Origin of the sequence: Brevibacterium aurantiacum (genome assembly GCF_007558825.1) — a bacterium.
Classification (GTDB): Bacteria; Actinomycetota; Actinomycetes; order Actinomycetales; family Brevibacteriaceae; genus Brevibacterium; species Brevibacterium aurantiacum_A.
The window spans coordinates 482,732-506,347 of record NZ_VLTK01000001.1 but is presented as its reverse complement, the minus strand read 5'-3'; the positions used below and the strand labels follow the sequence as shown (position 1 = coordinate 506,347).

The window sequence follows — 23,616 nt, the reverse complement described above, 5'->3', positions numbered from 1 at the left end:
AGAAGACAGTGAGGAGTGCGTTGCCATGTTGACAACCGAAACGAGCTTCAGCTTTGAGCCATTCCGCCAGGGTCCCGGTCCAGCTCCGGTCGGAACCGTCCTACTGGCCCGGGGAGCAGCAAGATGAACGGATATCACTTCGTCAAGAGGGTGTTTGATGTTCTCGGCGCTCTGGTCACTCTGATCGTGCTGTCGCCGGTTCTCATCGTCGTCTGCGTCCTGATTCTCCTCTTTCTCGGTGCGCCGATCTTCTTCCGCCAGGAAAGAGTGACAATAGGCGAAAGGGTCTTCCAGCTGTGGAAGTTCCGCAGTATGCTCAACCCTGATCCGGAGCGGGGACTCGTTTCCGACGGTCAGAGGATGACACGCTTCGGTCGATTGCTGCGGTCGAGCAGCTTGGATGAGTTGCCGAGTCTGTGGAACGTGCTGTGCGGAGACATGAGCCTGATCGGCCCGCGGCCATTGCCCACCCGCTATCTGCCCCACTACTCGGACCAACAGCGTCGTCGGCACCAAGTACGCGGAGGGCTGAGCGGAATGGCGCAGATCAGCGGACGCAATCGTGTGCGCTGGGACGACAGATTCGATCTTGACGTCGAATACGTGGATACGGTGAGTTTCGGCCTCGATCTGCGCATACTCATGCGCACAATCAGTATCGTGCTCCGTGCGGATGGAATCAGTCAGGACGGCGAGGTGACAGCGGAGAACTTCGGCGGCACATTGAAATCCGACCTGGTGGTGTTTGATCAGCGAAGTCGGACAGAGACCATCACGACATGGTCAGTGAGCGGCTCCGACGGCCACGAGATCGGATGCTGCGAAATTTCGGTCATCAGCGCGCAAACTCTCCTGATCCGATTCGATGACTGCACCAAAGCGGACCCGGACATCGAGATTCGACGAGAGGTCGTCAGACTGCTGACGAACCGTGCGCGGGCGACCGAGGCCGAATTCGCCGTCTGCGCGGTGCGCGCCGACGGCGTGGACCGTTCGGTGCTGACCGAAGCCGGATTCAAAGAGATCGCTGACCCGGAGGAACAGCTGAAATTCGGACACCTTGCTTCAGCAGACCGGATTCTTGCCGGCTGCAGACTGTGGCCGGACGAGCCGGCCGATCTCGATGCCGACACCGACTCGCATGCCGACAATAGCGCGTACGCCGACAACAACGAGTATGCCGACACCGGCGCCGGGCGGAGCCGACTCATTCTGTTTGGTCGGGCGCGTCACGAAGCGGGTCGAGGCGAATCGGCAATGCAGAGGCCGCCGAAGGCGGACGCAAGCCAATGACGAACACAGCTGTGAACGGAGACTGGGCAGTGATGCCCACAAGATTTCGGATACTCGTCGTGGGTCTGAGCAATATCTGCCGTTCCCCTTTGGCAGAACGGATGCTGCAGTACGAGCTCGACGTCGAGGCGCCCGGTGAGTTCACTGTGCGCAGCGCGGGAACCCAGGTCACGTCTGGGCGTCCAGCTGTGGTCGAGGTCTTGAGATTGGCATCGCGCCGGGGAATTCGTCTGCATGGATTCGTCGTCAGCCAGCTTGACGAGGCGATGATCTCTGAAGCCGATCTCATTCTGGTGATGGACAGAGCGCTCAGACGCCAGGTCGTGAAGGTGAGTCCGCGGGCACTGCGGACCACGTTCACCCTACGCGAGTTCGCACGCATCCTTCCCACTGTGCGTCCCGAGCAGCTGGCAACGCCGACAGGGAGGTGGCAGTCCCTCGTCGCTCTTGCGCCCCGATATCGAACTCCTCTACCAGGGGACGCAGACGATGATGATGTCATCGATCCGCACAATCGCCCGGCACGGGCATACGAGCGGATGAACACCCAGATCGTCTCCGCGATCGATGTGATTCGCGAATGGGAAGTGCGGGGATGTGGCCCCGACAACAGGCAATGAGAACGCGGCTCTGGCCGCAATCCCCAGGGACGAGTCTGTGGGAGACGACCGCCTCCGCAGGGTCGTTGCGGGACGCCGCAAGTTCGGCGACGAGACCGACCTTTCCGCCGTCGCCGACAGTACAGTTTGAGGCCTAACATCACCGCAGCTGTTTCCCTTCAGACCGGATTGGACCCGAGATGAGCATCATCGATTTTCTGCGGATTGTGCGGAAGAACATCGTCCTGCTGATCGTGATGATCGCAGCAGGCGGTCTTGGCGGTGTCGGTGTCTACCTCCTACTCCCCGATGAGTACACGTCGCAGGCCGAACTGTTTGTGACCACGGTCGAAGCCTCGAACCCAGACCAGAAGCAGATCGCGTCTGCATTCGTCCAGGAACGGCTGCGAACCTATGTTGATCTCGCCGACTCCCGGCTTGTGCTTGAGCCTGTGATCCGTGATCTGGATCTGAAGATCAGTCCCGAGAAGTTGGCTGAGTACGTGTCGGCCTCATCCGACCACGGAACCGTGCTGCTCACAGTCAGCGCGACAGCCACGACACCGGGAGGAGCCGCTCGAGTGTCGGAGGCGGTGGCAGACAGCCTCACCACGACGATCACCGATCTCGAGTCCCGTCATGGCAAAGCACAATCGGGTATCCGGTTGGCTGTGGCCAACGATGCGAGCGTCCCCTCGACGGGGAGCGGACCGGCCCAGTGGCTCTGCGCAGCAATCGGAATCTTCCTGGGGGCAGCACTCGGCATCGCAATTGTGCTGTTCCGCTCCGCAGTGGACTCCAAGATCCGCGATATTACAGGCGTTCGCGAGGTGACCGCCGCGCCGATCCTTGCCTCGGTGCCAGTGCGCAACGAGTCCTCAGCGCATCCGGAGCCGACAGCGATCCATCAGGACTCCCCCTATGCCGAGGCGATTCGTCGCCTGCGAGCCAACTTGCGATTCGCTCGAGTCGAAGACTCGAACAACGTCATCGAGGTCACTTCATCGGTGCCCTCCGAAGGGAAGACATCAATCAGCGTGAATCTGGCGATCTCGCTGGCACAGTCCGGGCAGAGAGTGGTTCTTGTCGATGTCGACCTGCGCCAGCCCGCCGTTGCCGACAGGCTCGGTCTTGAGAACTCGGCAGGGCTGACTACCGCACTGCTGGGAACCGCAGATGTTCACGATCTGCTGCAGCCGTGGGGACAGGACGAGCTGTACGTGCTGACTGCCGGGGACAGGGTGTCCAATCCGGTGGAACTCATTGACTCGAGGTCGATGTCCAAACTGATGACGGTCCTGCGCAATGATTTCGACACTGTCATCCTCGACTGCCCGCCTGTGCTTCCTGTTGCAGACGGGCTTCTTTTGGCCAAGATCGCCGGTCGAATCATCCACGTCATCGCGGTGAATGAGACATCGCGCAACGAGCTGGAGGAAGCGCTGAACGATCTGTCCGTGGTCAAAACTCCGCTCAGCCTCGTCGTCAACAAGGTCCCGCTGGGACATGCCGATCTGACCGGATATACGAAGACCTATTCGGCGCGCCAGTCGTCTGCCGGCCTGCCACCCACTTCCGGTCACGGCAGAACGAGCAGTGGAGCAGAGCCAGCCTTCGCCAAAGGCATGGAGCCGATCGGATGGCTGCCGGGAGAGCTCAGCGCCGACCAGTCCACGCGCACACCTCGAGTCTGGCCCGGAAGCCGGACTCGGCGAAGAGCACTGCGCACAGGGGGCTTAGGACGCCTCACCGCTCGCTCCGATCGACCGACTGGCGAATTGGATCAGGCGGCTGCAGGAACAGCCGATGCCACCAAGACAACCGGGGCCGGAGAGCGGACTGCGGAGCAGTGACGATCAGGAGTGAGCCAGCGACCGACCCACTGACAGTCCCGACCGTCCGGTCCGCCGAGGCTGGCCATTGCGACCGTTTCAGAATCCTCGTCGTCTGCACCGGAAATCTCTTTCGTTCGCCGCTGGCCGCTGGACTGCTCCAACAGGGGCTCGACGAAGTCGCCCCCGGTCGGTTCGCCCTCGACAGCGCGGGCACCGAGGGAGTGGCCGGGGTCGGAGTGACCGACGATGTGCAGTCCCTGGCGGCAGATTGGGGATTCGACCTCAGCGAGTTTCGCGCCAAACGGCTGCAGCCTGCTCATGTCACGGACGCGGATCTGGTGATCGGCATGGAACGGTGGCACCGGAGCCAAGTGGTGACTCTCGAGCCACGCGCGCTGAGACGAACCTTCACCCTGCGGGAGTTCGCCCGCATCATTCGTTCCCTCTCGCCGAGCGAAGATCTGACGACTCGGCAGCGCTGGGAGAACCTGGTCGCTCTGGCACAGCGTTCCCGCATGCCGGCTCCCGGTGGACCGGACTTCGACGATGTGGTCGATCCGCACGATGATTGGGACCTGCTCAGCCCGGTGATGACCGACCAGATGCTCCCGGGCGTGTACGAGATGGTCGACTGGGAGTACCGGAACAGCAGCCTCGGCGAAGCCTGAAGCGGTGCCCGTTCTCCGAGTCTTCGGCACCGACGGTCTTGGCCTCGATCACACCGTCTGAGACTCAACCATGTTATCTGGACTCAATCACAGAGTAACCGACGATGACTCATGTCGGGGCCGGGAACAGTAGAACTCGCCCAGCAGCCGTGTCAGCGAGCCGACGAACACCGCGAGGCAACCTGCTTCCACGGCCGACATTCCGGCCATGCCGGCGATCCCACCGCTTGCGAGGACAGTGCCGATCGCAGCTGCGCCGACGAAGAAGGTCGCCCAATAGCGGTTGAGGACAAGCAGATTCGCCGATGCCAGATAGGTCGGCAATGTGCAGAGCGCCGCCAGGGCGAGGAAGAGCACGGCTTCGCGGGAGAGGACGAAGTCGGCGCCGTAGATGGTCGACAGCAGCCACGGTCCGATGAACAGTGCGAGCACGACAAAGGGGACAAGGCTGGTCAGAGCGATCGTGCACAGGCGCTTCACTCTGCGTCGCAGCACAATAGATCCGTCGGCGTCGTGGATGGTGCGAAAGGCAGGTAGGACGACCGTCTCGATCGACGCGCCCACCAGATTGGCGAAGACGACGAGGTAGGCGGCCGAAGCGTAGCGTCCGACATCGCTGGGTGATCCGAACCAGGCGACCACGGCAAGCGGCACATACGACAGCAGCGAATAGACCCCCTGCATCAGGGACATCGGAACCCCTGCCGAAATGAGTGCACGGATCTCCTCGCGTACCGAGGTCCGTGAATCTATCGTTTCAGGCGTTTCGGGTGGTTTTGCCGAGGCCACCCAGATGGTGACCACCGTGCCCGCGGCAGACACCACGGCTGCCGACCAGAGTGCGGTGACGACTGAACCGGTCGTGAGGATCACTGCAGTGACTGTGATGGCGCTGACTGTGGCCACGCCGAGGAGGATGAGCCCGAAGGTGAAGAGTCGCTCGGTCTTCTGCAGTCGGGCATAGAACAGATCACCGATCGAATCGCTGACCTTGATCATCAGCAGCGGAAAGGCGAGAGCAGAGTTGAACTGAGCAGGCCCGTAGATGACCAGCCCGGTGATGATGAGTACGGAGAGGCCGACGGTGGACAGGCGGCACCCGAGATAGATGCGCCAGCGCACAGTCTGCTGCAGAGTGACGAAGAGGTTGCGCAGACCAAGCTGCGTGGCGATGAATACCGGTGTCATCATTGCGATCAGCGTGGAGTAGTGGCCGACGGCGATCGGTCCGCTCTGCTGAGCGAACAGCCACACCAGATACCACTGGGCGCCGGCAATCGCGACATTGCCCGAAGTGACCAACGCAAAAGAGGATCGGGAGCTGTGCACCGGAGGTTTCCTCCTCGACTGTGGGCGCGACCTCAGGATGATGAGGGCCAGACTCCAGTATCGTCCCCACCGGCGGGTCCGTGGCCGGCTTCGCTGCCGGATTGCGGATGCGCCACTGACATGTGCGGTAGTCCGTGCATCCATCGCGGTGAACCGTAGTCAGGGGCGGGAAGGGGTCCTTCCCGAAGCAAGTCTCACTAGGCTGGGAGAGCGAGTACGAGTCCCGGACATCGAGTTGAACTGCGATGTCGTCTCATGCCGGTTCTCCGGCCCGACTGAAGCTGATCTCTGATGAAACTCCAGCAATTTCTCCACATCCTCCGCCGTCATATCGTGCTGCTCATCCTCACCGTCCTAGTCGGCGGGGTGGGAGGATTCGGGGTTTCGACCCTGCTCCCGCCGACGTATACAGCGCGTACCGAGCTGTTCGTGTCGGTGCCCACCTCAGGCGATCCCTATGAGATGCGCATGGCTTCGGATTTCATCAAGGAGCGCATCCAGACCTATGTGGGCATGGTCAGCAGCGAATCCGTCCTCGAACCAGTGGTCTCAGATTTGGGACTCGACACCACTGCGGAAGCGCTGTCTGGCCGCCTCGAAGCATTCAGTGACCCCGAGACGGTGCTCATCACCGTGCAGGCTCGGGCCGAGGACGCGGACGGCGCGGCTCGGCTCTCGACTGCAGTGGCTCGCAGTCTGACGGAGAGGATCGAAATGCTCGAGAACCCGGGAAAGACCGATACAGCATCCATTGACCTCATCGAGGCGAATGCGGCGGTGGTGCCGGAAATTTCAGACGGCTTGCCGAACTGGGCCTTCGCGCCCATCGGTGCACTGCTCGGTCTGGCGGCGGGCATCGCCATTGCGATTGTGCGTGGAACCTTCGACAACGTAGTCCGGACGAAGGACGACCTGGCTGCCATCACCTCGGCGCCGTTGATGGCATCGGTCCCGGAAGACCGCGCCATCGTTCACGAGTCAGCCAAGGGCGGACCCGCGATCTCAGGAGTTCGCGGCGAGTCGATTCTTCGTCTGCGAACCAATCTCCGCTTCGCCCACGTCGACGAAGAGAGCACCGTCCTACTCGTGACCTCGGCCCAGGCGGGGGAGGGCAAGACCACGCTCAGCCTCGATCTGGCCATCGCGAGCGCCCGCGCAGGGCAGCGTGTCGTCCTCGTCGACGCCGACCTGCGACGACCGAGTGTCGCCTCACGTCTGGGGTTGGAGAATGCGGCCGGCCTCACGACCGCCCTGGTCGGAGGCCTCGACTTGAATGAGCTGCTGCAGACCTGGGGCGATCACGACCTCAGTGTGCTCACGGCCGGAGAGATTCCGCCCAATCCTGCGGAGCTGCTCGAGACCCGTGCAATGGCAGAACTGGTGTCCGAACTGGCAGGCAGGTTCGACCTCGTCATCCTCGACGGCCCACCATTGCTGCCTGTGGCAGACGGACTCGTCCTCTCCCGACTGGCCAGCAGGACCCTCCTTGTCGCGGGCGCCGGACGGGTGAAGTCCCGCGCCGTCGCAGAATCCGTCAGGGCTCTGGATGAACTGGGCACTCCGATCGGTCTCGTGCTCAACAGGTCCGAACTGTCCGCGGCGGAGGCCGACCGAAACCGAACCTACGGAATTCAGTCCGAGCCCCTGAGTGCTTCTCTGCCGCTGATCGTCAACGACGGCGGCACGAAGCGATCATGATCGCCATCTGGTTCGGGGTGACGACTGTCTGGGTTCTCATGCTCGTTCTGAGCTGGCGAGTCCCACAGCTGCGCCATTGGAGCAATGCTCTGCTTCCGCTGATTTCGCTGATCCTGATCAACACCATAGTCGCAGCCTTGGGGAACTACGACATCTCCGACAAGGCGATCTATTCGACGGAATTCCAGATCCTCAGCTTCGCGCCCACCGGCGAGGTCTTCTACACCTACGACAGTGAGGGTCGCGAACCTGCCTTCCTCCTGCTGGGCTGGTTCATCGGTCTCTTCACTCATGACCCGCAGGTCTACTTCTTCGTCGTCGCCCTGCTCGGCTCGATCGTGCTGGCCCTCGCCCTGCTCTGGCTGCTGCGGTCGGTATGGCAGATGACCGTCGTCTACTACATCACCTTCTGCTTCGGCTTCTTCACCGGGTATTCGAGCTATCTGCTGCGTCAGGGACTGTCTCTGCTGTTCATACTGCTCGCTCTGGTCTCGATCTGCCGGCAGGCCCGGCTGTGGCAGACGCTCGTGTGGCTTGCCGTTGCGTCTCTCTTCCACTGGTCGGCGATTCCTGCGGCGCTGCTGCTGCTCGGCATCCGCTTTCTTCCGAAGGCCTCCACCAACTTCCTCGTGGGGGTGTGGGTGGCGTTCTCTCTGCTGTTCCTCACGGGGCTCAACGCGACCTTGTTGGCGCCGTTCGCTTCCGGATCGGAGGCACTCGAAACCTACACCGATCCTGAGAACGCCGATCTGTACACCGGCGGGACGAACAGACCGGACTTCTGGATTCTCGGCCTCTGCGTCCTGGTGATGGGTTATATCGTGCTGAGGACGATCGATGGTCTGCCAGCCTGGTACCGACAGCTGTTCCACGCCTTCGTCATCCTCAATACGTACTACCTGGCATTGGGGTTCGTCTACTACAGCGACAGGGTCGCGGCCTATTCCTGGTCGATCGTGCCGCTGATCGTGACGGTCCCGGTGCTCTGTCTGAAAGGGTGGAGACAGGGACTGGGAGGTGTCGGGCTCATGGTGGCTTTCCTCGGCTGGAGTCAGTACATCGGTGCGATGGACAAGCTGCTCAGCACCTGATGGCGGGCAAGCTGCTCAACACCTGATGGCGGGCAGGCTGCTCAGCCCCTGAAGACCTGCGTCGGTGCGGGGCATCGCCGGCGCGTGTCGATTCAGCGAATGGCCCGCCGGTTCGCCGCGGCGAGGAACCCGGTGAGGAGGAACAGCACCCGATGATCGAGCAGATTGTAGACGGCGCCGAAGATCAGCTGAACGGGTCTCAGGCCGCGGCTGGCCACCCGTGTTGCCGCGCACCGATAAGTCTTAGCCGCTGCCAACTTCTCCCGCAGGGGGAGAGGGCATTGCCGGTGGTGGAGGTCCCTGGTCGAGGACACCGCATTCTTGGCCCGGATGTATCCAGCCGCGGCGATCAGCTCTGGCGAGCTCAGGTCCGAGGCGAACTGCTGCAGAGCGTCGTTGACGAGCATCAGCTCCTCGTGTTTTCCGGGGACGAACCTCTTGGTCACCGAGGCGAAATTGTCTCGCCGGTAGTAGTAGCCCAGCAGGGGCAGGTGGCTGCCGATTGCAGCGGCACGGGCGAATGAGAGATTGAACAGCAGATCTTCGCCGAGGCGGATCCCGACGGGGTATCGCGCCCCTGACCGGGCCACAGCTGCACGACGATAAGCCTTGTTCCACACTGTATTGAACGATTCGTCGATGATCTTCGGGACCAGATAGGACGGGTCGAGAACCCGTCTCGGCCGCGTCAGGCCGGTTTCGCCGGCGATGCATCTGTGCCGCGCGAGGAGCGCGGCGTCGTGGGCAATGGCGATGTCGGCGGAGTTGCTGCTGGTCTCGAAGGTGACCATGTCGAGGGCGGAGTCCGAGCAGTCGGCTATCGCTTCGAGCAGACAAGGCGTGAGGAGCTGGTCGTCGGCGTCGATGAACATGATCCATTCGCCCCGCGCCTTCGCCAGCGCTGCATTGCGAGCCGCCGCAGCCCCGGCATGATCGGTCTGAAGGCGAATGATCCGCGGGTCCCGGGAACTGAAGTCCTCAAGGATCTCCGGAGTGCCGTCGGTTGAACCGTCATCGACGACGATGAGCTCAAGATGTTCGTGGCACTGTGTGAGTACCGACCGCAGGCAGTCCTGCAGGTACCTCTCGCCGTTGTGGACGGGGATGATGACGGAGATCAGAGCATCATTCGACATGAGGTTCTCTCCGCCTGGTCGACGTCGACGACACGGTGTGGATGAAGCTGGGAAGGAACTGCCGGATCCCGTCGGCGGCATGTGAGTAGTCGAGGAGGTCGCGGTCGAAGTCCAGGGGGCGGCGCAGTCGTCCCGATTCCCAGTCAGCGGCGATCCGGGCCGCCAGCTGTGTTGAGTCGCCGTCGACGCTCAGCTGAGCCAGAGGAATGTCACGCACACCCTTGACGTCGAAGGCATAGCTGCCTCGACCGATCGCCAAGCTCTCCAACATGACTCGCGGCAGACCCTCCCACTGCGCGGTGTGCACCAGAGCATGGCTGTCCGCTAACACAGCGGCCGCGTCACCCGAGCCATCAGCGGTGACGCATCCCGACAGGCCCCGGTCAGAGATCTCGGCCCGGATCTGCGCGCGAAAGACTCCTTCGCCGAGCATCTCGAGATGGAAATCGACTCCCCGCCGTTGCAGTTCGGCCGCTGTGTCCAGAGCCAGATGCGGACGTTTGCGAGGGGAGAACTCCCCGATCCAGCACAGTCTGAGCGGCCCGCCTGGCAGGTCTCTGACAGGGTATCGAGCCAGATCGAGACCGACCCCGGCCGACAGGTGCAGCCGACGACGGCTCTCAAGGCGGCCGGCGAACCATGTCTGGTCGTCCGAATTGAGAGAGATGACGCCTGCAGTGCGCGACAGGAGCATGCGCTCGATGACCGGCCACACCCGGTCTCCGATCGAACGGAGCTCGTTCCAGTGCAGCCCGTGACAGAAATAGACGACAGGTGCTCTTGTCCCTGCAAGTCTCACCAGCGCCGAGGCGGTTGCCGAGTTCGTGACGATGACATCGAGATCCTCGCCCTCCGACCACTGCCGCAGGCCGGCCAGGGCTCGAAACGTCCCCGGGCCGGGACGACGGGAGAGCCCGGGGATCAGAGACGCCTGGTCCGAGACCATCGATGATCCGGCGGCGAAGCTGACGGTGTGTCCATGCGATCGCCATGATTGTGCGATCTCGATGAAGAAGGAGTCCAACATTCCACCGGTGCTGGCCAATAAGCCTATCCTCACGCTGCTTCACCGTCCCTGATCTGTGGTCTCACTGACGTTCTCAGAATAGGAGCACGCGGGACGTGAGACCGTCGAGACCACCGCGGTCTACGGTCATCCGCAGACTCCGTGCGGTCAACCGTCGAGGGCGGAATCTCGGGGCGGCCGAGTGTCGGAGGGGCGATAAGAGCGGGTTTGGTCCACGAGTTCCAGGTCATAGTGGGTGACTGAGTATCGGGAGCCAGTGATGACCTGATCATGACAGAGTAGTGACACGCGGCTGTCCGGAGGTAACCCCCTATTGGCTGTGCGATGACTGGGCAATCCTGAGCCTCGTGAAAACAATGAATGATCTCCCAGCCCCCTTGCCATCCGCCGGTGACAGTCCTCGTCGCCGGCCCTACTCCAGTGCTCTCGGCCTGGCTTGTTTGGACGGGTCAGCACTGATCGTTTCGTGGTTCCTCGTCGTCTCCCTGTTCGGGCGGGTCTGGGGCGGCGAATTTCTTCTCCTGCTGCCGACACTCGTCATCGGGCAGCTCGGTTTGGGCTACCTGCTCTCGCTGTATCGGAACCGGTATCAGCTCGGTTCCGACCGCGAACTGCGCAATCAGGGCGTGGTCGCGGCCATCCTCTTCACGGGCACCGCCGTGATGGGAGCAGTGCCGGAATACCGGGAGGACATCCCCTGGCTGCTTCTGGCTCTGCTCTTCGCCCAAGGTCTCATGGTCTTCGTCAGGCAGCTCGTCCGAGTCCTCCAGCAGCTGCGACTCGTGCCCGTGGCCGGCGAGCCGGTCATCATCGTCGGTGCTGGTGACCTCGGTGCTTCCCTGGTCTCCCAGATGATGGCAGATCCGCTCAGCCCTTACCGTCCCGTGGCCATCATCGACGATGACCCGACAAAGGCTCGGCAGCTCATCCACGGTGTTCCCGTCCGCGGCACCACTTCCTCCGTCGCCGAGGTGGTTGCCGCTTCGCATGCCGCCGGAGTCATCGTCGGCATCGCCGATGCACCTGCGCAGGTGTTCGCTTCACTGGTCCAGCGCCTGGAACCGGAGACGACTTGGGTGCGGGCGGTTCCCTCGCCCTTGGACATGCTCTCATCGGACATCGGGCTCTCCGATATCCGCGACCTCGACGTCACGGACCTCATCGGCAGACCTGCCATCGAACCCGAGAGCGATCAGATCTCTCGTCTCGTCGAGGGCCGTACTGTCCTTGTCACCGGTGCCGGCGGCTCTATCGGTTCTGAGCTGTGCAGGATCATCTCGCGACATGACCCGAGTCGACTGATCATGCTCGATCGCGATGAGTCTGAGCTGCACGCGCTGTGCATGAGCCTCGAAGGCCGAGCGCTGATGGATTCTCCAGATCTCGTCCTCGCCGATATCCGTGACCCGCAGGCCCTGGATCACGCCTTCGCCAAGCACAAGCCCGACATCGTCATTCATGCGGCTGCGCTCAAGCATCTTCCGATGCTCGAAAGCTATCCCGCTGAAGGGTGGAAGACCAATGTGCACGGCTCGTTGAACGTTCTGCGCGCGGCCCGGAAACACGGTGTCGGTCGATTCGTCAACATCTCCACGGATAAGGCAGCGAACCCCAGCAGCGAGTTGGGACGGTCGAAGTTCGTCGCAGAACGCCTCACTGCCCACTATGCGGCTGCAACGGGCCTTCCCTATGTGTCGGTGCGCTTCGGAAATGTCCTCGGCTCACGTGGTTCGGTGCTCATCTCCTTCGCCGATCAGATCCGTCGCGGCGGACCACTGACCGTGACACATCCGGACGTCACACGGTTCTTCATGGCCATTCCCGAAGCCTGCCTCCTGGTGCTGCGGGCCGCAGCGCTGGGCGGCAGCGGCCAGACTCAGGTACTCGATATGGGCAAACCCGTCCGCATCGTCGATCTGGCGAAACGAGTGATGGCACTGACAGGGCGGTCCTGTCCCATCGTCTACACCGGCCTGCGTGCGGGGGAGAAGCTGCACGAAGAGCTGTTCTCTCCCGACGAAATCGATCGCACTTCGGACAATGGGGTGTCGTGGACGGTAGAAGTCTCACCTTTGGATCCAGCGGAGGTTCCCACCCCGGGGGCTACTCTCGAGAACATCCGGGACTGCTATCTGGAGGTCGTGGACGGCGCGGATGCCGCACTGGCAGCAGCCGAGGGTCTAGCGGAGTTGCCTGCCGTCGAAGCAACCGGGGTCAGCCAGACAGCGGGCAAGCTCGACCTCGCCGGGACGAGCTGGTCATGATGGCGATGCGTATTCCCCTGTGCCTTCCATCAGTGGGGGCGAAGGAAGAAAGAGCGGTAGTCGCCGCGCTGCGATCCGGCTGGGTGGCTCCAGCCGGGCCTCAGCTCGATGAGTTCGAATCGCGTTTGGCCACCGTCACGGGCCGCACCCATGCAGTGGCAGTGAGTTCTGGAACCGCGGCGCTGCATCTGGCTCTGCTGGCGCAGGGGATCGGTCGCGGAGACCGCGTGGCGGTGTCGACGCTCACCTTTGCCGCGACCGTCAATGCCCTCCACTACATCGGCGCCGAACCGGTGTTCATCGACTGCGACGAAGCAGGTCTGATGGAGGTCGAAGCACTCGAGGCCGCCTGTGTCGACTCCCTCGCCACAAGGCGTCCGATCCGCGCGGTGATGCCCGTCGATCTCTATGGTCGTCCTGCGGACTACCCGCGAATCGGGCAGATCGCGGCAGCCAATGGTGCCGTCGTCATATCCGACGCCGCGGAGTCGTTGGGTGCCAGTCTCGGTGGGGCTCCGGCCGGATCGTTCGGTGAGGTTGCCGCACTGTCGTTCAACGGCAATAAGATCATCACCACCTCCTCGGGCGGTGCAGTCCTCTGCTCTGATCCTGAAACTGCGGAACGGGTCCGCTACCTCTCGACCCAAGCGCGGCAGCCGGTGGTGCACTATGAACACACCGAGGTGGGGTACAACTACCGATTGTCCAACCTTCTCGCAGCACTCGGTCTGGCCCAGCTCGAGAGGCTCGAGGAGATCCTGGCGATCAAACGCTCCCACTACCGGGCTTATGACGAGGCCCTGACTGGAGTCAGAGGGATGCGAGTCCTTGACGCCGCCGACGGCAACTGTTGGATGAGCGTGCTCATCGTCGGGACCGAATCCGGCACCGATGCCTGGTCGCTGAGCGATTCCCTGCTGCGCCGCGGAGTCGAGACTCGACCCGTGTTCAAGCCGATGCACCTGCAGCCCGTCCACAAAGGCTGCGACCGGCGTTACATCACAGGGCGCGCAGAGGAGCTGTTCCGGACTGGGCTTGCATTGCCGTCCAGTACGGATCTTCCTCCGGAGGACCGGAGCCAAGTGGTTGCGGAGATCGCAGCCCTCATCGATGAGGCGGTCGGAGTATGAAGCAGCAGAGGATCATCATCGTGGCGGGCCTCACGGTCGTCGCCCTCCTCCTCCTCGGCGCGGGTGCCGGCGTGTACACAGGATACTTGGGGCTGTCATGGGACGCGGGGACGGCGAAGTCGGACGACCCTGCTCTGGCGAAGCAGCTGCAGTCATCGAAGCAGCAGGATAAGAGCGCTGGGCCGGCGGCGACCGACATTCTCCTCCTCGGCACCAACGCTCCGGAATCTGCCCCGGACTCCACAGCCTCCACTGACTCCTCGGCCTCCACTGGATTCCCAACGGACATGATCATGGTCGCCCATATTCCCGCCGACCGCAGTGGGGTCCAGCTCATCTCCATCCCGAATGACACCTGGGTGCCGGTACCAGGACACGGGCAGGGCACGGTCGAATCCTCTGCTGAAATCGGGGGTCTGCCGCTGGCCGTGCAGACGGTATCCGAGTTCCTTGCCATCACCATCGACCATGTTGCGGTCATCGATCTCGCTGGTCTCAGCGATCTGACCGACCTCGTCGGAGGGGTGGAGGTCGAGTCGTCGACGGCCTTCGAATCCGGAGACCATGAGTTCAAGGTCGGTTCCAACACGCTTGACGGCGCAGCTGCGCTCGCCTTCGTATCCGAACGCACAGCATTCCCGAACGGAGACCTGCAGCGAATCCACAATCAACAGGAATTCATCCGTGCAGTCGGTACTCAGCTGTTGTCTGCGGACTATGAGTTCAACCCGCTGAAGATGTCTGAACTGGTCCGAGTACTCAGCCCGTCACTCACCGTGGACTCCGGACTCAATGCCAGCACGCTGGTCAAACTGGTATCCCAGCTCGAGGGGATCAGCGAGGACGATTTCGACTTCGTCACCGCTCCGACAGAGGTCCCGATCGTCCCTGACGACGATGGAGCGCGACTGACCGCCGATCACGGCGGTCTCGAGAAGCTGAAGCAGGCGATCGCCGATGACACCGTCTCCGATTACGGCTTCGAAGCGGAAGACAGCCGCAGATGATCGACCAGGCTGCGAAGAAGCTCACAGCTGCCCAGCTGCAGGCAAAATTCAATCTCGATGAAGACGCGGCGCAGATCATCCACACCGCCAGCGGAGGTTGGGAGTCATTTGCCGTTGTCGCCGTGTCGGCAGCTCAGACCACTGGGCGGAATCTGGACGAGCTGCTGGGATCGGCCGGGCTGGCGGATTTCGTCGTCTCGCAGACAGATGACTTCTCGCTTCCGCTCTCGACGTCTGACCAGCATGCGCTCGAGGTGCTCTCTCTTCTCGACGGATTCGACGAAGGCGTCGCCCGGGTCGCATTCGAAGTGTCGGCCGAGGCCTGGACGGATCCTGCCTGGGCTGATGTTCCGACCGTGCTGCTGCGCCTGCAGATGTCCGGCGCAGTGACGGCCGGATCAGGGGAGACTCACTGGTTCGTGCCCCTGCTGATCGCGGCGTGGGCCCGGAAGAGTCTGATCGAGGAGGCGGTGGAAGGTGTCTCTGCGACAGTCGAGAGGTCATTGGCGGAAGCGTTCACCGCGCAGCTCGAATTGGCCAACTCTCCCGACTCTCTGCTGGTGGACAACGCCGTCGTGCTGGCGCGGAGAGTACGCGCCTGGGAACTGCTCGACCGCATCTTCCTCGCCTGCGGATATCCGCTCTTCTATCGCCACCATCGATCCAGCTTGGCGGCATTCGCCCAACTGCCAGCGACGGCGCTGCGTGCCGTCCCGGAGTTGAGAGCGGTCACCACGGTGGCCACCATGGTGCAGGAAGCGCTGCTCGATGCCGGATCAGAGGTTCCCTCGAGCCAGCTTGTTCGCGAGCACGTCGCTCGTCTGACAGCACCTGGAGCGCTGCTCAGTGACCTGGAGGCAGAAGGCAATTCGGTCGGTCAGTTCGCGGCGCGAGTGCTGCTCGGAGATGCAGGGGCACCATCCCATTTCCACGCAGTTATGGGTGAGATGGCCCGCCTTGGAGCTGCCGGTGCGCATCATGCCGCGGCCGAGGCGGGCGCAACTTGGGTCGCCGGCGGAGCGGCACGACGTCCGCGCCGAATCGTTCGCCTGCATGCATCGATCCACAGCGTGCTCGCCTGTGCGCCGGGGCGTGCTCTGGCTCTGCTGAGGTCGATCGAGGACGAGGTGAAGGAGGACAGTGTGGTCGGTGACTTCCTCTCTCCCGCCGTCACGGCCTGGACGGCTCTGGCCTCCTACCTTGCCGGTGACCATGAACGTGCCGACACAGAGATCGTCGAATTCGCTCGTCTCGACGCTCCACCGTACGTGCAGGAACAGACCTTCCGGCCCGCTGCTCTCATCGTTGAGGCCTATCGCAGCCTCGATAAGCTGGATCTGGGTGCGGCAGAGGAAACGGTGCGCCGGATGCGCGACTACGCGGAGATGGGCGACCTGTGGTTTCACATGCCGATCATCGAAAGGATGCTCTCGCAGCTGGTGGCGCGCTCACGGTCGACTCTGCTGCGGTCAGAGGAGTCCATCGACATGCACGCTCATGGAGTCTGCGCGACAGGCGGAGCAGCCGAGATGCTCAAGGCCTCGCGCATCGGTATGCTCATCAGCCTCGGTCAGCTGCATCGGGCCGAAATCCTGTTGGAGAAGCTGCCCGGCATCTTGGGGGTCAGCCAGGTGCTGTTCGCACGCAGTGAGCTGGTGGCCGGGCGTAATGAAGCCGCGGTCCGCATTGCGGAGGCACAGTACTACGAGAACCACGTCGACACCCGTAACCGAGCCGAACTGACGGGGATCAAAGCTGCGGCGCTGCTGCGCATCGGTGATCGGGAGGCGGCACACCTGGCGTTTGTGGAGCTGTTGGAGCTCTCCGCCCTGGTGGGCACTGTGCTGCCGATCGTGCAGCTGCCTTTGCGCGAGCGCCAGGAGCTTATGCGGATGAGTGCCGAGGAACCGATCTGGCAGAAGATCACAGAGGTTCTCGCCCCGTTGGCCCATTCAGTGAGCCGCCGCACCTTCAACAGCGATTCCCTCGCCGTCTGTATGGAGAAGCTCAGCAGTCTCGGTGAGGCCGTAGTCGGGCTGGTCGACTTCCCGATGCTCGGACGCAGAGAGATGACTCTGCTCGAAAAGCTCGACCAGGGGGCCAGCGTCGCCGAGATGGCCCACGACCTGCTGCTGGTTCAGGGGACGGTGAAGAACAATCTCTCCTCGCTCTACCGGAAGCTTGGAGTCAGCGGACGGGAAGCAGCAGTCACACGCGCTCGGGTGCTGGGCTACCTCGGCGACATAGACGTCTGAGCACTGGAGAGGGCACGGCGTCAGGGAGTGAGCAGTCCCTGTCTGATCGAGCGTTTGCTGATGGCTTCAGTGACGAGGCGCTCGGCGACTGCGTCCGCGAGCTGGATGATCCGGGCCACGCTCTCGATATGCCAATAGGCGGAGCCACCGCCATGGTGCCCGGCGATCAGCGGTCCGAGGACGAAGATGCCCGGCGCCGCTTGGAACTTCTCATTCAGGGCAAGTCCGGTCCTCGATGCTGAAGCACGGACGGTGCCCGAGCCGAGCATCTGCCGCAGCAGCGGGGAGCGGGTGTCTGTCACCCGCTCGAAACCGGTCCCATTGACGATCACAGCGTATCCACGGCCCGGGCCGCCCGAAGCCTCGTCGTGTGAGGTGACTGTGCCTGAGGCCGGCGTCACACCCGGAAGCTGATCCACGGTGGCGAACAGCATGTCCTCGCGAACATGTGCTTCGCGGAACCGTCCGGGTATGCAGGTGATGGTGCCGTCCGCGATGCCGTCGGTGAGGAAATCGAGAGAGTCGCCGCCTGCGCGGCGCAGCAGATCGGAGATGGCGACTCCGTGGTCGGTGGCCATCGAGTACAGCTCGAAATCGTTCATATATCGCAGGGATGAACCGACTGCAGCGATGAGTGCCGCGATTGTCGAGTTGACGTTTCCGTGGGTCAGCGCCGCTGTGAGTTCAGCGCGCACTGCTTCATGCAGGTCTCGAGCGCGCAGAGGAGCTCCAGCCTCGGCGGTCTCGAACAGTCGGTCGAGGATCGGCGTCGAGGCCCGCTCGCCTTGACGGTCATGGTGCCAATAGTGAGGACGACCCCGCGAGGAGAGGACGAAGAGTCGGGTGCCGGTGTCCTGCCTGAGCCTGTGTGATGCGAGCAGGAACTCAAGAGCATCGGCGTTCCCGCCGATCAGCAGAATCGTCCGCTTCTCGACTGGCAGGGACTCGAGACGCACCGTGATCTTCTCGATCACGTGCTCGATCTCGGGAGTGTGGATGTCGGTGACCAGCCCCATCCCGAGAAGGTCGTCGATGCTCGACTGCCCGGCAGCACCTGTGTTCGGTCCGGCGAGAATCGGGGCACTGGAAACGTCGAGATCTCGTACCGGGGGTGAACCGATGGCCAACAGCACGGAATGCGCGTGGAGCTCGAACTGCACCCGACCATCGCTGCCGCGTTCGCGCAGGTGGACCCCGCCACCGCCGTCGCCTATGACCTCATTGACATCGGCATGGACGAAGTCGACCTCGACGAGTCCCCGGGCTGCTTCGACGGCGTGCTCAACAAGCTCCGACAGATACTGACCGTAGAGTCTTCGTGGAAGATAGAGCTCATCCCATCGCCCGTCGCGCACCTCATCCTCATGGCGAAGGATCCAGTCGCGTTCCATGGCTGCCGCCAGAGGCGAGTCGGGGGTTTGACCGTCGCTGGCCCAGTCGAGCATCTCCTCTCGTCTGTCCTCCAGCCAGCTGATGAATTCGCGGCGTTCACGGTCTGGAAGGAAACTCTCCAATGCCGAGATCAGCAGAGAGGACCGCCCGGAACGGTGACCGTAGGGGATGCCGGAGTGGAACTGGTGATCACGATCGATCACGGCGATGCGGATCACGTCATCGACCGATGACTCCCGGTCGGTCAGGCGGGTGAGGATCCGGAGCAGCCCGTGAGTGCCGGATGCTCCTGAGCCGAGGACGGCAATGTCCGGGCCATGTGTGGAGGGGTTTCTCGTCATTGGGATTGCTTTCGTCGAAGCGGCACACGGTGTTCTCAGGATAGATCGTCCCGGGGTCATCTGAAGGTGACGAATTCATCTCGCTTGGGCTCGTCTCTGCCCTTCGGCCCGGTCGTCACGCCGTCATGAGGTCCCGCCTCCGGAACCCGAGCACCCCCAACCCGACGAGAACCACGGTTGCCGCGGTCAGGGCCACGACCGCCTCGGCGGCCAGATCCTGGGCCGGGTACTGGCCGATATGGACGAAGACGGAGGTGTTGAGGACGGCCTCGTCGAGACGCATCATCTGCCCGAACAGGGCCATACCTGCGCCGTAGACGAAGACGAGCCAGACCAATCCCTGCAGCCTCGGAGCGAAACCGTAGAGCGCGAGGGCCAGCCCGAGCAGGACCCATATCGAGGGAGTCTGTGCGAGGTGACCGAGGACTGCCGGTCCCAGCAGCGACCAGTCACCGGTCGATGTGGCCGCGCCCAGTCCTTCGCCCGCACCCGCCAGAACCATGAGCCAGAGCGAGCCGAGCAGCGTCACGAGCGTCCATGACAGGACCCACCGGCCACGCCCCACAGCAGTGGCGAGAACCGGTTCCGTGCGGAAACCCGATTCCTCGGCCCGCAGACCCGAAGCGGCGATGATCGCATAGGCGGAGACGATCATGGCGAAGTAGAGGGCCATGTAGCCGATGTAGCCGTCGACGATCCCGCGCGAACCGCCCATGAGATCGAGGATCTCCTGCGGCATTCCCGCTGCCCCCTCTTTCATGGCTCCGGTGAAGGAGCCGAAGACGACAGCCATGGTGAAGACTCCGATTGACCACCAGAGCAGACTCGACCGCTGCAGGCGCAGCGCCAGCCCGATGCTCGTCGACAGTCCAGACGAAGCGTGAGCACGACCGAGGCGATCGGCGAAGATACCGGCCGACAGATCACGGCGGGACTGCAGGAACAGGCTCACGGGAACGAGGACGGTCACGGCTGCCAGCGACAGCAGAAGCGGAGCCCACCGGTCGAGGGTGTACGGAGCCGTCTGTTGCGACCACCCCAAGGGTGAGAGCCAGGACAGCCACTTGAGATCGCCGCCGGCGACTGCCGACATATCTCCGAGTCCGCGGACGACGAAGCTCGCGGCCAGCACCGCCCCGGCGATCCCCGAGGCTGCGCGGGCGAATGAGGTCAGCTGCACGGTGACTGCAGAGATCGCAGCGAACACGCACCCTGCTGCGGCGATGCTGACACCGAAGAGGAGCGCGGAGGAGAACGGCTCGGGCTTCGCCTCGGAGAAGAAGAACGTCAGGGACATGAGGGCCCCTGCCAGGAGGTTCATGATCAGGGTGAGAGCGAGTGCTGCCAGGAGCTGCGTGTGGCGGCCGGTGACATTCGCACGGATCAGCTCCGCCCGACCGGTCTGCTCCTCGGCACGAGTGTGGCGGGTCATGGTCGTGATCGACATCAGCGCGGCACCGAGCATGAGGAAGACCCCGTACATGCCCACGATGAAGCGCGGGATCGTGATGTCATCCATCCCATAGCCCGGGTCGGTGATGAGGCCCATGACGGGATTCTTCGCGAATACCACCATCGATGCGAGAGTGTCGCCATCCATGACCACGGCGATCGCGTTCGCGAAATAGGCGGTGAGGGCGGCGAGGCTGAGGATCCAGATGGGCGCTCGCCATCGGTCCCGTCTGATCATGAGTCGCAGCAGAGTCCGCAGTCCTGTCACCTGTGAACCGACACGATCCTCGCTGTGTCGTCCGTGATGGGTGCGATGGGGCGGCTCGCCTGTGTGGCCGGTGGCGCCGTCGGCGCTCGTCAGCAGAGTCATGGTTCCTCCCTTGCGAGGATTCCGTCAGCGGGTTCGCTGCTCTCGGTGGAATCGCCGTAGTGGCGCAGGAGCAGCTGTTCGAGGGTCGGGGGAGTGGCTGTCAGCGACCTTATGTCGTGCTCGCCGAGGGCGCGCATGATGGCAGGGAGTTCGGCGGTGTCGGCGCTGAAGTGCAGCTGCGCACCCTCCCGGACCAGATCGTGGACTCCGAGCATGGTGACCAGCTGCGGAATGTCCGTCTCCACCTGCACGGTGACAGTTGTCCGCGACAGGTGGCGCAGGTCGGCCAGGGCACCGGATTCGACGATCCGTCCTGACCTGATGATCGATACCCGATCGGCCAGCGCCTCCACCTGAGCCAGGATGTGGCTCGAGAGCAGTACCGTACGGCCCTCCTCCTTGGCTTCTCTGATGCACTGTTGGAATACGGCCTCCATGAGTGGGTCGAGGCCAGCCGTCGGTTCATCGAGGAGCAGAACGTCGACATGTGAGGCCAGCGCGGAGATCAGTGCGACCTTCTGCCTGTTTCCCTTCGAATACGTCCGGCCCTTCTTGCGTGGGTCGAGGTCGAAGCGCTCGATGAGTTCGTTGCGTCTGCGGATGTCGACCCCGCCGCGCAGGCGGGCGAACAGGTCGATCGCCTCACCGCCGGTCAGGCTCGGCCAGAGTTCGACGTCACCGGGGACATAGGCGAGTCTGCGGTGCAGCGACACCGCCTTCGCCCACGGATCCTCCCCGAGGAGCCTGATGCGCCCCGAATCATGTTTGAGGATTCCGAGCAGAATCCGGATGGTCGTGGACTTTCCGGCGCCGTTCGGGCCCAGGAAGCCATGGACCTCTCCGCGGGCGACGTCCAGCGTCAGCCCGTCGAGCGCGCGTACGTGTCCGTAGCTCTTGACGACATCCTGCATGGAGATGGCTGCGGTGTCGTGGCCGGCGGTCGCCGAGGTGGGTTTCGGGGTACTCGTCGTGGTGGTCATGATTGATCGCCTCCCAATGGGTCGGTGGGGTCGGAATCTGTGTCTGCACGATCAGGCCGGGCAACGTCGGAAACAGGTCCGGTGTCTGCACGATCGGGTTGCGACGGATCGGGCTGACCCTCGGGCGTCGCTGAGAGGATGCCGTTGAGATAGAGGTCGAGGAGATGCGGCGCGAGGCGAGTCATCGTCTCAGCCGTACTGTTCGTGCCCAGGGAAGTCTGCAGCCGCTGAGCGAGTATTGACGGGGAGAGCGCGAGGGTCGCGATCGTCGCCGCCTGGCCACGCGGGTCGTCGCTCTGGCGGAAGGCGTACCCTGCGAAGCCGTGGGAGATGTAGTCCTCGACCAGGTCGACATAGTGCTCGAAGTAGCGCTGGCCGTGCTCGCTGGGATCGAGCAGGGACTTCATGAGGTAGTCGATCTTCGTGCTCATGTCCGGGTCGTCGAAGATCATCTGCATGGCGTGGACGGCGTATTCGGCATTCTTCGCTTTCGCCTCGGCTATCGCGGAGAAGACGTGGTCATCGCAGGCCGTGCGCAGACCTTCCTTCGAACCGAAATGATGGATGACGAGTCCCGGGGAGACTCCCGCCGACGAGGCGATGCCGCGGATCGTCGTCTTCGTGAATCCGTGCTCGGCGAACTCTTTGACGGCGGCGCCGAGGATCCGCTCTGCCGTCTCCGGAGAGATATGAGGGGAGCGATTGGGCTTCGAGCTCGAATCATCGTGGGTTGAACGCATGTTTAATATTAAACGCGTGTTCAATCGACGAGTCAATAGCTGGGAAGTAATTCTTGACGTACAACCATATGGTTGTATTATTGATGCATGGAGGCACTTCTGGACGATCAGGTGGATGCGATGTTCCAGGCATTGGCCGATCGGACGCGTCGGGACATCATGCGGCGAGTCATGGATGAAGAGCTTTCAGTGTCCGATCTCGCTGATTCCTATGAGATGAGCTTCGCGGGGGTGCAGAAGCACGTGGCTGTGCTCGAGCGCGCGGGACTCGTGTCGAAGCGGCGAGTCGGCAGGGCGCAGATCGCTCGAGTCGAGATGAGCGGGATCCGCACCGTGGCGTCGCTGCTGAACGAGCTCGAGGACATGTGGCGTGCGAGAGTCGCGCGCATCGATGACCTGCTTGCCGACGACGAGGCTGCCGGTCGCTGAAGTGATCCGATCCCGTCAACTGGCGGGAGATGAGACATTCGAGGAGAAGCTATGCCACTTCTAGAAACCACCCATGATGAGGAGACGCTGACCCTGTCGATGGTCGCTGAATTCGCGGCGACGCCGGAGCGAGTCTGGGAGGTTTACGCCGACCCGCGCCAGTTGGAGCGAGTCTGGGGGCCACCCACCTATCCGGCCACGGTCGTCGACCACTCGCTGACCCCTGGCGGCAGGGTCACCTACTACATGACCAGCCCAGAGGGTGAGAAGTTCTGTGGTCTCTGGGAAGTATCCTCGGTGGAGGAGCCCGCACGCTTCGTCTTTCGCGACTACTTCGCGGACGAAGACTTCAACGCAGTCGAATCGATGCCGGGCAGCACCAACACCTACACCTTCGAAGCGATCGAGGGCGGAACTCGCGTCACCTACGAATCAGCCTTCGACTCCCTTGAGGGTCTGAAGACCGTACTCGACATGGGCGTCGTCGAAGGCTCGACCGGAGCGATCAACCAGATCGACGAGCTGCTGGCCAAAGGCTGAAGCAGGCAGGTGCGGGATGCGTAAACGGTTGGTATGTTCT

Annotated in this window: 20 protein-coding genes; 13 read left to right on the top strand and 7 right to left on the bottom strand. The window is 62.9% G+C overall.

Features of this window, described 5'->3' with window-relative positions:
* Positions 1-123 precede the first annotated feature (123 nt).
* The 5 genes from FO013_RS23125 to FO013_RS02285 are packed head-to-tail and all read left to right on the top strand — an operon-like array spanning position 124 to position 4,395.
* Positions 124-1,293: a sugar transferase gene (locus FO013_RS23125; protein ID WP_143920935.1), complete on the top strand. Its 1,170-nt coding sequence runs from the start codon at positions 124-126 to the stop codon at positions 1,291-1,293.
* A 32-nt stretch (positions 1,294-1,325) separates the two neighbouring features.
* Positions 1,326-1,913: an arsenate reductase/protein-tyrosine-phosphatase family protein gene (locus FO013_RS02295; RefSeq protein WP_186292961.1), complete on the top strand. Its 588-nt coding sequence runs from the start codon at positions 1,326-1,328 to the stop codon at positions 1,911-1,913.
* Entirely contained in the window at positions 1,891-2,043 is a 153-nt protein-coding gene (locus FO013_RS22275; protein WP_186292960.1) for a hypothetical protein, read from the top strand. Before FO013_RS02295 ends, FO013_RS22275 begins: the two co-directional genes overlap by 23 nt.
* Positions 2,044-2,092: 49 nt before the next feature.
* Positions 2,093-3,745, top strand: coding sequence for a tyrosine-protein kinase domain-containing protein (locus FO013_RS02290; RefSeq protein WP_143920933.1), 1,653 nt, complete (start codon positions 2,093-2,095; stop codon positions 3,743-3,745).
* On the top strand, positions 3,742-4,395 hold the full coding sequence (locus FO013_RS02285; protein WP_186292959.1) for an arsenate reductase/protein-tyrosine-phosphatase family protein: 654 nt from the start codon (positions 3,742-3,744) through the stop codon (positions 4,393-4,395). The genes FO013_RS02290 and FO013_RS02285 overlap by 4 nt, the downstream gene beginning before the upstream one ends.
* A gap of 87 nt (positions 4,396-4,482) precedes the next feature.
* Here the strand turns inward: FO013_RS02285 and FO013_RS02280 are convergent, their stop codons facing one another.
* The gene (locus FO013_RS02280) at positions 4,483-5,724 is read right to left on the bottom strand and encodes a lipopolysaccharide biosynthesis protein (RefSeq protein WP_143920931.1); all 1,242 of its coding nucleotides are present in this window, start codon (positions 5,722-5,724) and stop codon (positions 4,483-4,485) included.
* A 291-nt stretch (positions 5,725-6,015) separates the two neighbouring features.
* Here FO013_RS02280 and FO013_RS02275 point away from each other — a divergent pair, with 291 nt between their 5' ends.
* Together FO013_RS02275 and FO013_RS02270 are read left to right on the top strand one after the other, a co-directional pair.
* Positions 6,016-7,422, top strand: coding sequence for a tyrosine-protein kinase domain-containing protein (locus FO013_RS02275; RefSeq protein WP_143920930.1), 1,407 nt, complete (start codon positions 6,016-6,018; stop codon positions 7,420-7,422).
* Positions 7,419-8,513, top strand: coding sequence for an EpsG family protein (locus FO013_RS02270; RefSeq protein ID WP_143920929.1), 1,095 nt, complete (start codon positions 7,419-7,421; stop codon positions 8,511-8,513). The genes FO013_RS02275 and FO013_RS02270 overlap by 4 nt, the downstream gene beginning before the upstream one ends.
* A gap of 92 nt (positions 8,514-8,605) precedes the next feature.
* Here FO013_RS02270 and FO013_RS02265 read toward each other — a convergent pair whose 3' ends face one another.
* The gene (locus FO013_RS02265) at positions 8,606-9,649 is read right to left on the bottom strand and encodes a glycosyltransferase family 2 protein (RefSeq protein ID WP_186292958.1); all 1,044 of its coding nucleotides are present in this window, start codon (positions 9,647-9,649) and stop codon (positions 8,606-8,608) included.
* A complete protein-coding gene (locus tag FO013_RS02260; protein ID WP_143920927.1) occupies positions 9,639-10,694 on the bottom strand; it encodes a glycosyltransferase in 1,056 nt (351 codons plus the stop codon). The genes FO013_RS02265 and FO013_RS02260 overlap by 11 nt, the downstream gene beginning before the upstream one ends.
* Positions 10,695-11,032: 338 nt before the next feature.
* On the opposite strand from FO013_RS02260, the gene FO013_RS02255 reads away from it, so the two are divergent.
* From FO013_RS02255 to FO013_RS02240, 4 genes are read left to right on the top strand one after another with little or no spacing between them, the layout of a single operon-like run.
* Positions 11,033-12,940: a nucleoside-diphosphate sugar epimerase/dehydratase gene (locus FO013_RS02255; protein ID WP_143920926.1), complete on the top strand. Its 1,908-nt coding sequence runs from the start codon at positions 11,033-11,035 to the stop codon at positions 12,938-12,940.
* Positions 12,937-14,070, top strand: coding sequence for an aminotransferase class I/II-fold pyridoxal phosphate-dependent enzyme (locus tag FO013_RS02250; RefSeq protein WP_260847923.1), 1,134 nt, complete (start codon positions 12,937-12,939; stop codon positions 14,068-14,070). The genes FO013_RS02255 and FO013_RS02250 overlap by 4 nt, the downstream gene beginning before the upstream one ends.
* Positions 14,067-15,077, top strand: coding sequence for an LCP family protein (locus tag FO013_RS02245; RefSeq protein WP_143920925.1), 1,011 nt, complete (start codon positions 14,067-14,069; stop codon positions 15,075-15,077). Before FO013_RS02250 ends, FO013_RS02245 begins: the two co-directional genes overlap by 4 nt.
* Positions 15,074-17,332 (top strand): LuxR C-terminal-related transcriptional regulator, encoded by a 2,259-nt coding sequence (locus tag FO013_RS02240; RefSeq protein WP_143920924.1) that lies wholly within the window; start codon positions 15,074-15,076, stop codon positions 17,330-17,332. The genes FO013_RS02245 and FO013_RS02240 overlap by 4 nt, the downstream gene beginning before the upstream one ends.
* 20 nt (positions 17,333-17,352) lie before the next feature.
* On the opposite strand, the gene FO013_RS02235 is transcribed toward FO013_RS02240, so the two are convergent.
* From FO013_RS02235 to FO013_RS02220, 4 genes are all read right to left on the bottom strand, one after another.
* Positions 17,353-19,065 (bottom strand): FAD/NAD(P)-binding protein, encoded by a 1,713-nt coding sequence (locus FO013_RS02235; protein WP_186292957.1) that lies wholly within the window; start codon positions 19,063-19,065, stop codon positions 17,353-17,355.
* A 115-nt stretch (positions 19,066-19,180) separates the two neighbouring features.
* The gene (locus FO013_RS02230; protein ID WP_143920922.1) at positions 19,181-20,887 is read right to left on the bottom strand and encodes an ABC transporter permease; all 1,707 of its coding nucleotides are present in this window, start codon (positions 20,885-20,887) and stop codon (positions 19,181-19,183) included.
* Positions 20,884-21,867, bottom strand: coding sequence for an ABC transporter ATP-binding protein (locus FO013_RS02225; protein ID WP_143920921.1), 984 nt, complete (start codon positions 21,865-21,867; stop codon positions 20,884-20,886). Before FO013_RS02225 ends, FO013_RS02230 begins: the two co-directional genes overlap by 4 nt.
* Positions 21,864-22,607 (bottom strand): TetR/AcrR family transcriptional regulator, encoded by a 744-nt coding sequence (locus FO013_RS02220; protein WP_143920920.1) that lies wholly within the window; start codon positions 22,605-22,607, stop codon positions 21,864-21,866. Before FO013_RS02220 ends, FO013_RS02225 begins: the two co-directional genes overlap by 4 nt.
* Positions 22,608-22,694: 87 nt before the next feature.
* Here FO013_RS02220 and FO013_RS02215 point away from each other — a divergent pair, with 87 nt between their 5' ends.
* Both FO013_RS02215 and FO013_RS02210 read left to right on the top strand, forming a co-directional pair.
* Entirely contained in the window at positions 22,695-23,036 is a 342-nt protein-coding gene (locus FO013_RS02215; protein ID WP_143920919.1) for an ArsR/SmtB family transcription factor, read from the top strand.
* Positions 23,037-23,087: 51 nt separating this feature from the next.
* Entirely contained in the window at positions 23,088-23,576 is a 489-nt protein-coding gene (locus FO013_RS02210) for an SRPBCC family protein (protein WP_143920918.1), read from the top strand.
* The last annotated feature ends 40 nt before the right edge of the window (positions 23,577-23,616 follow it).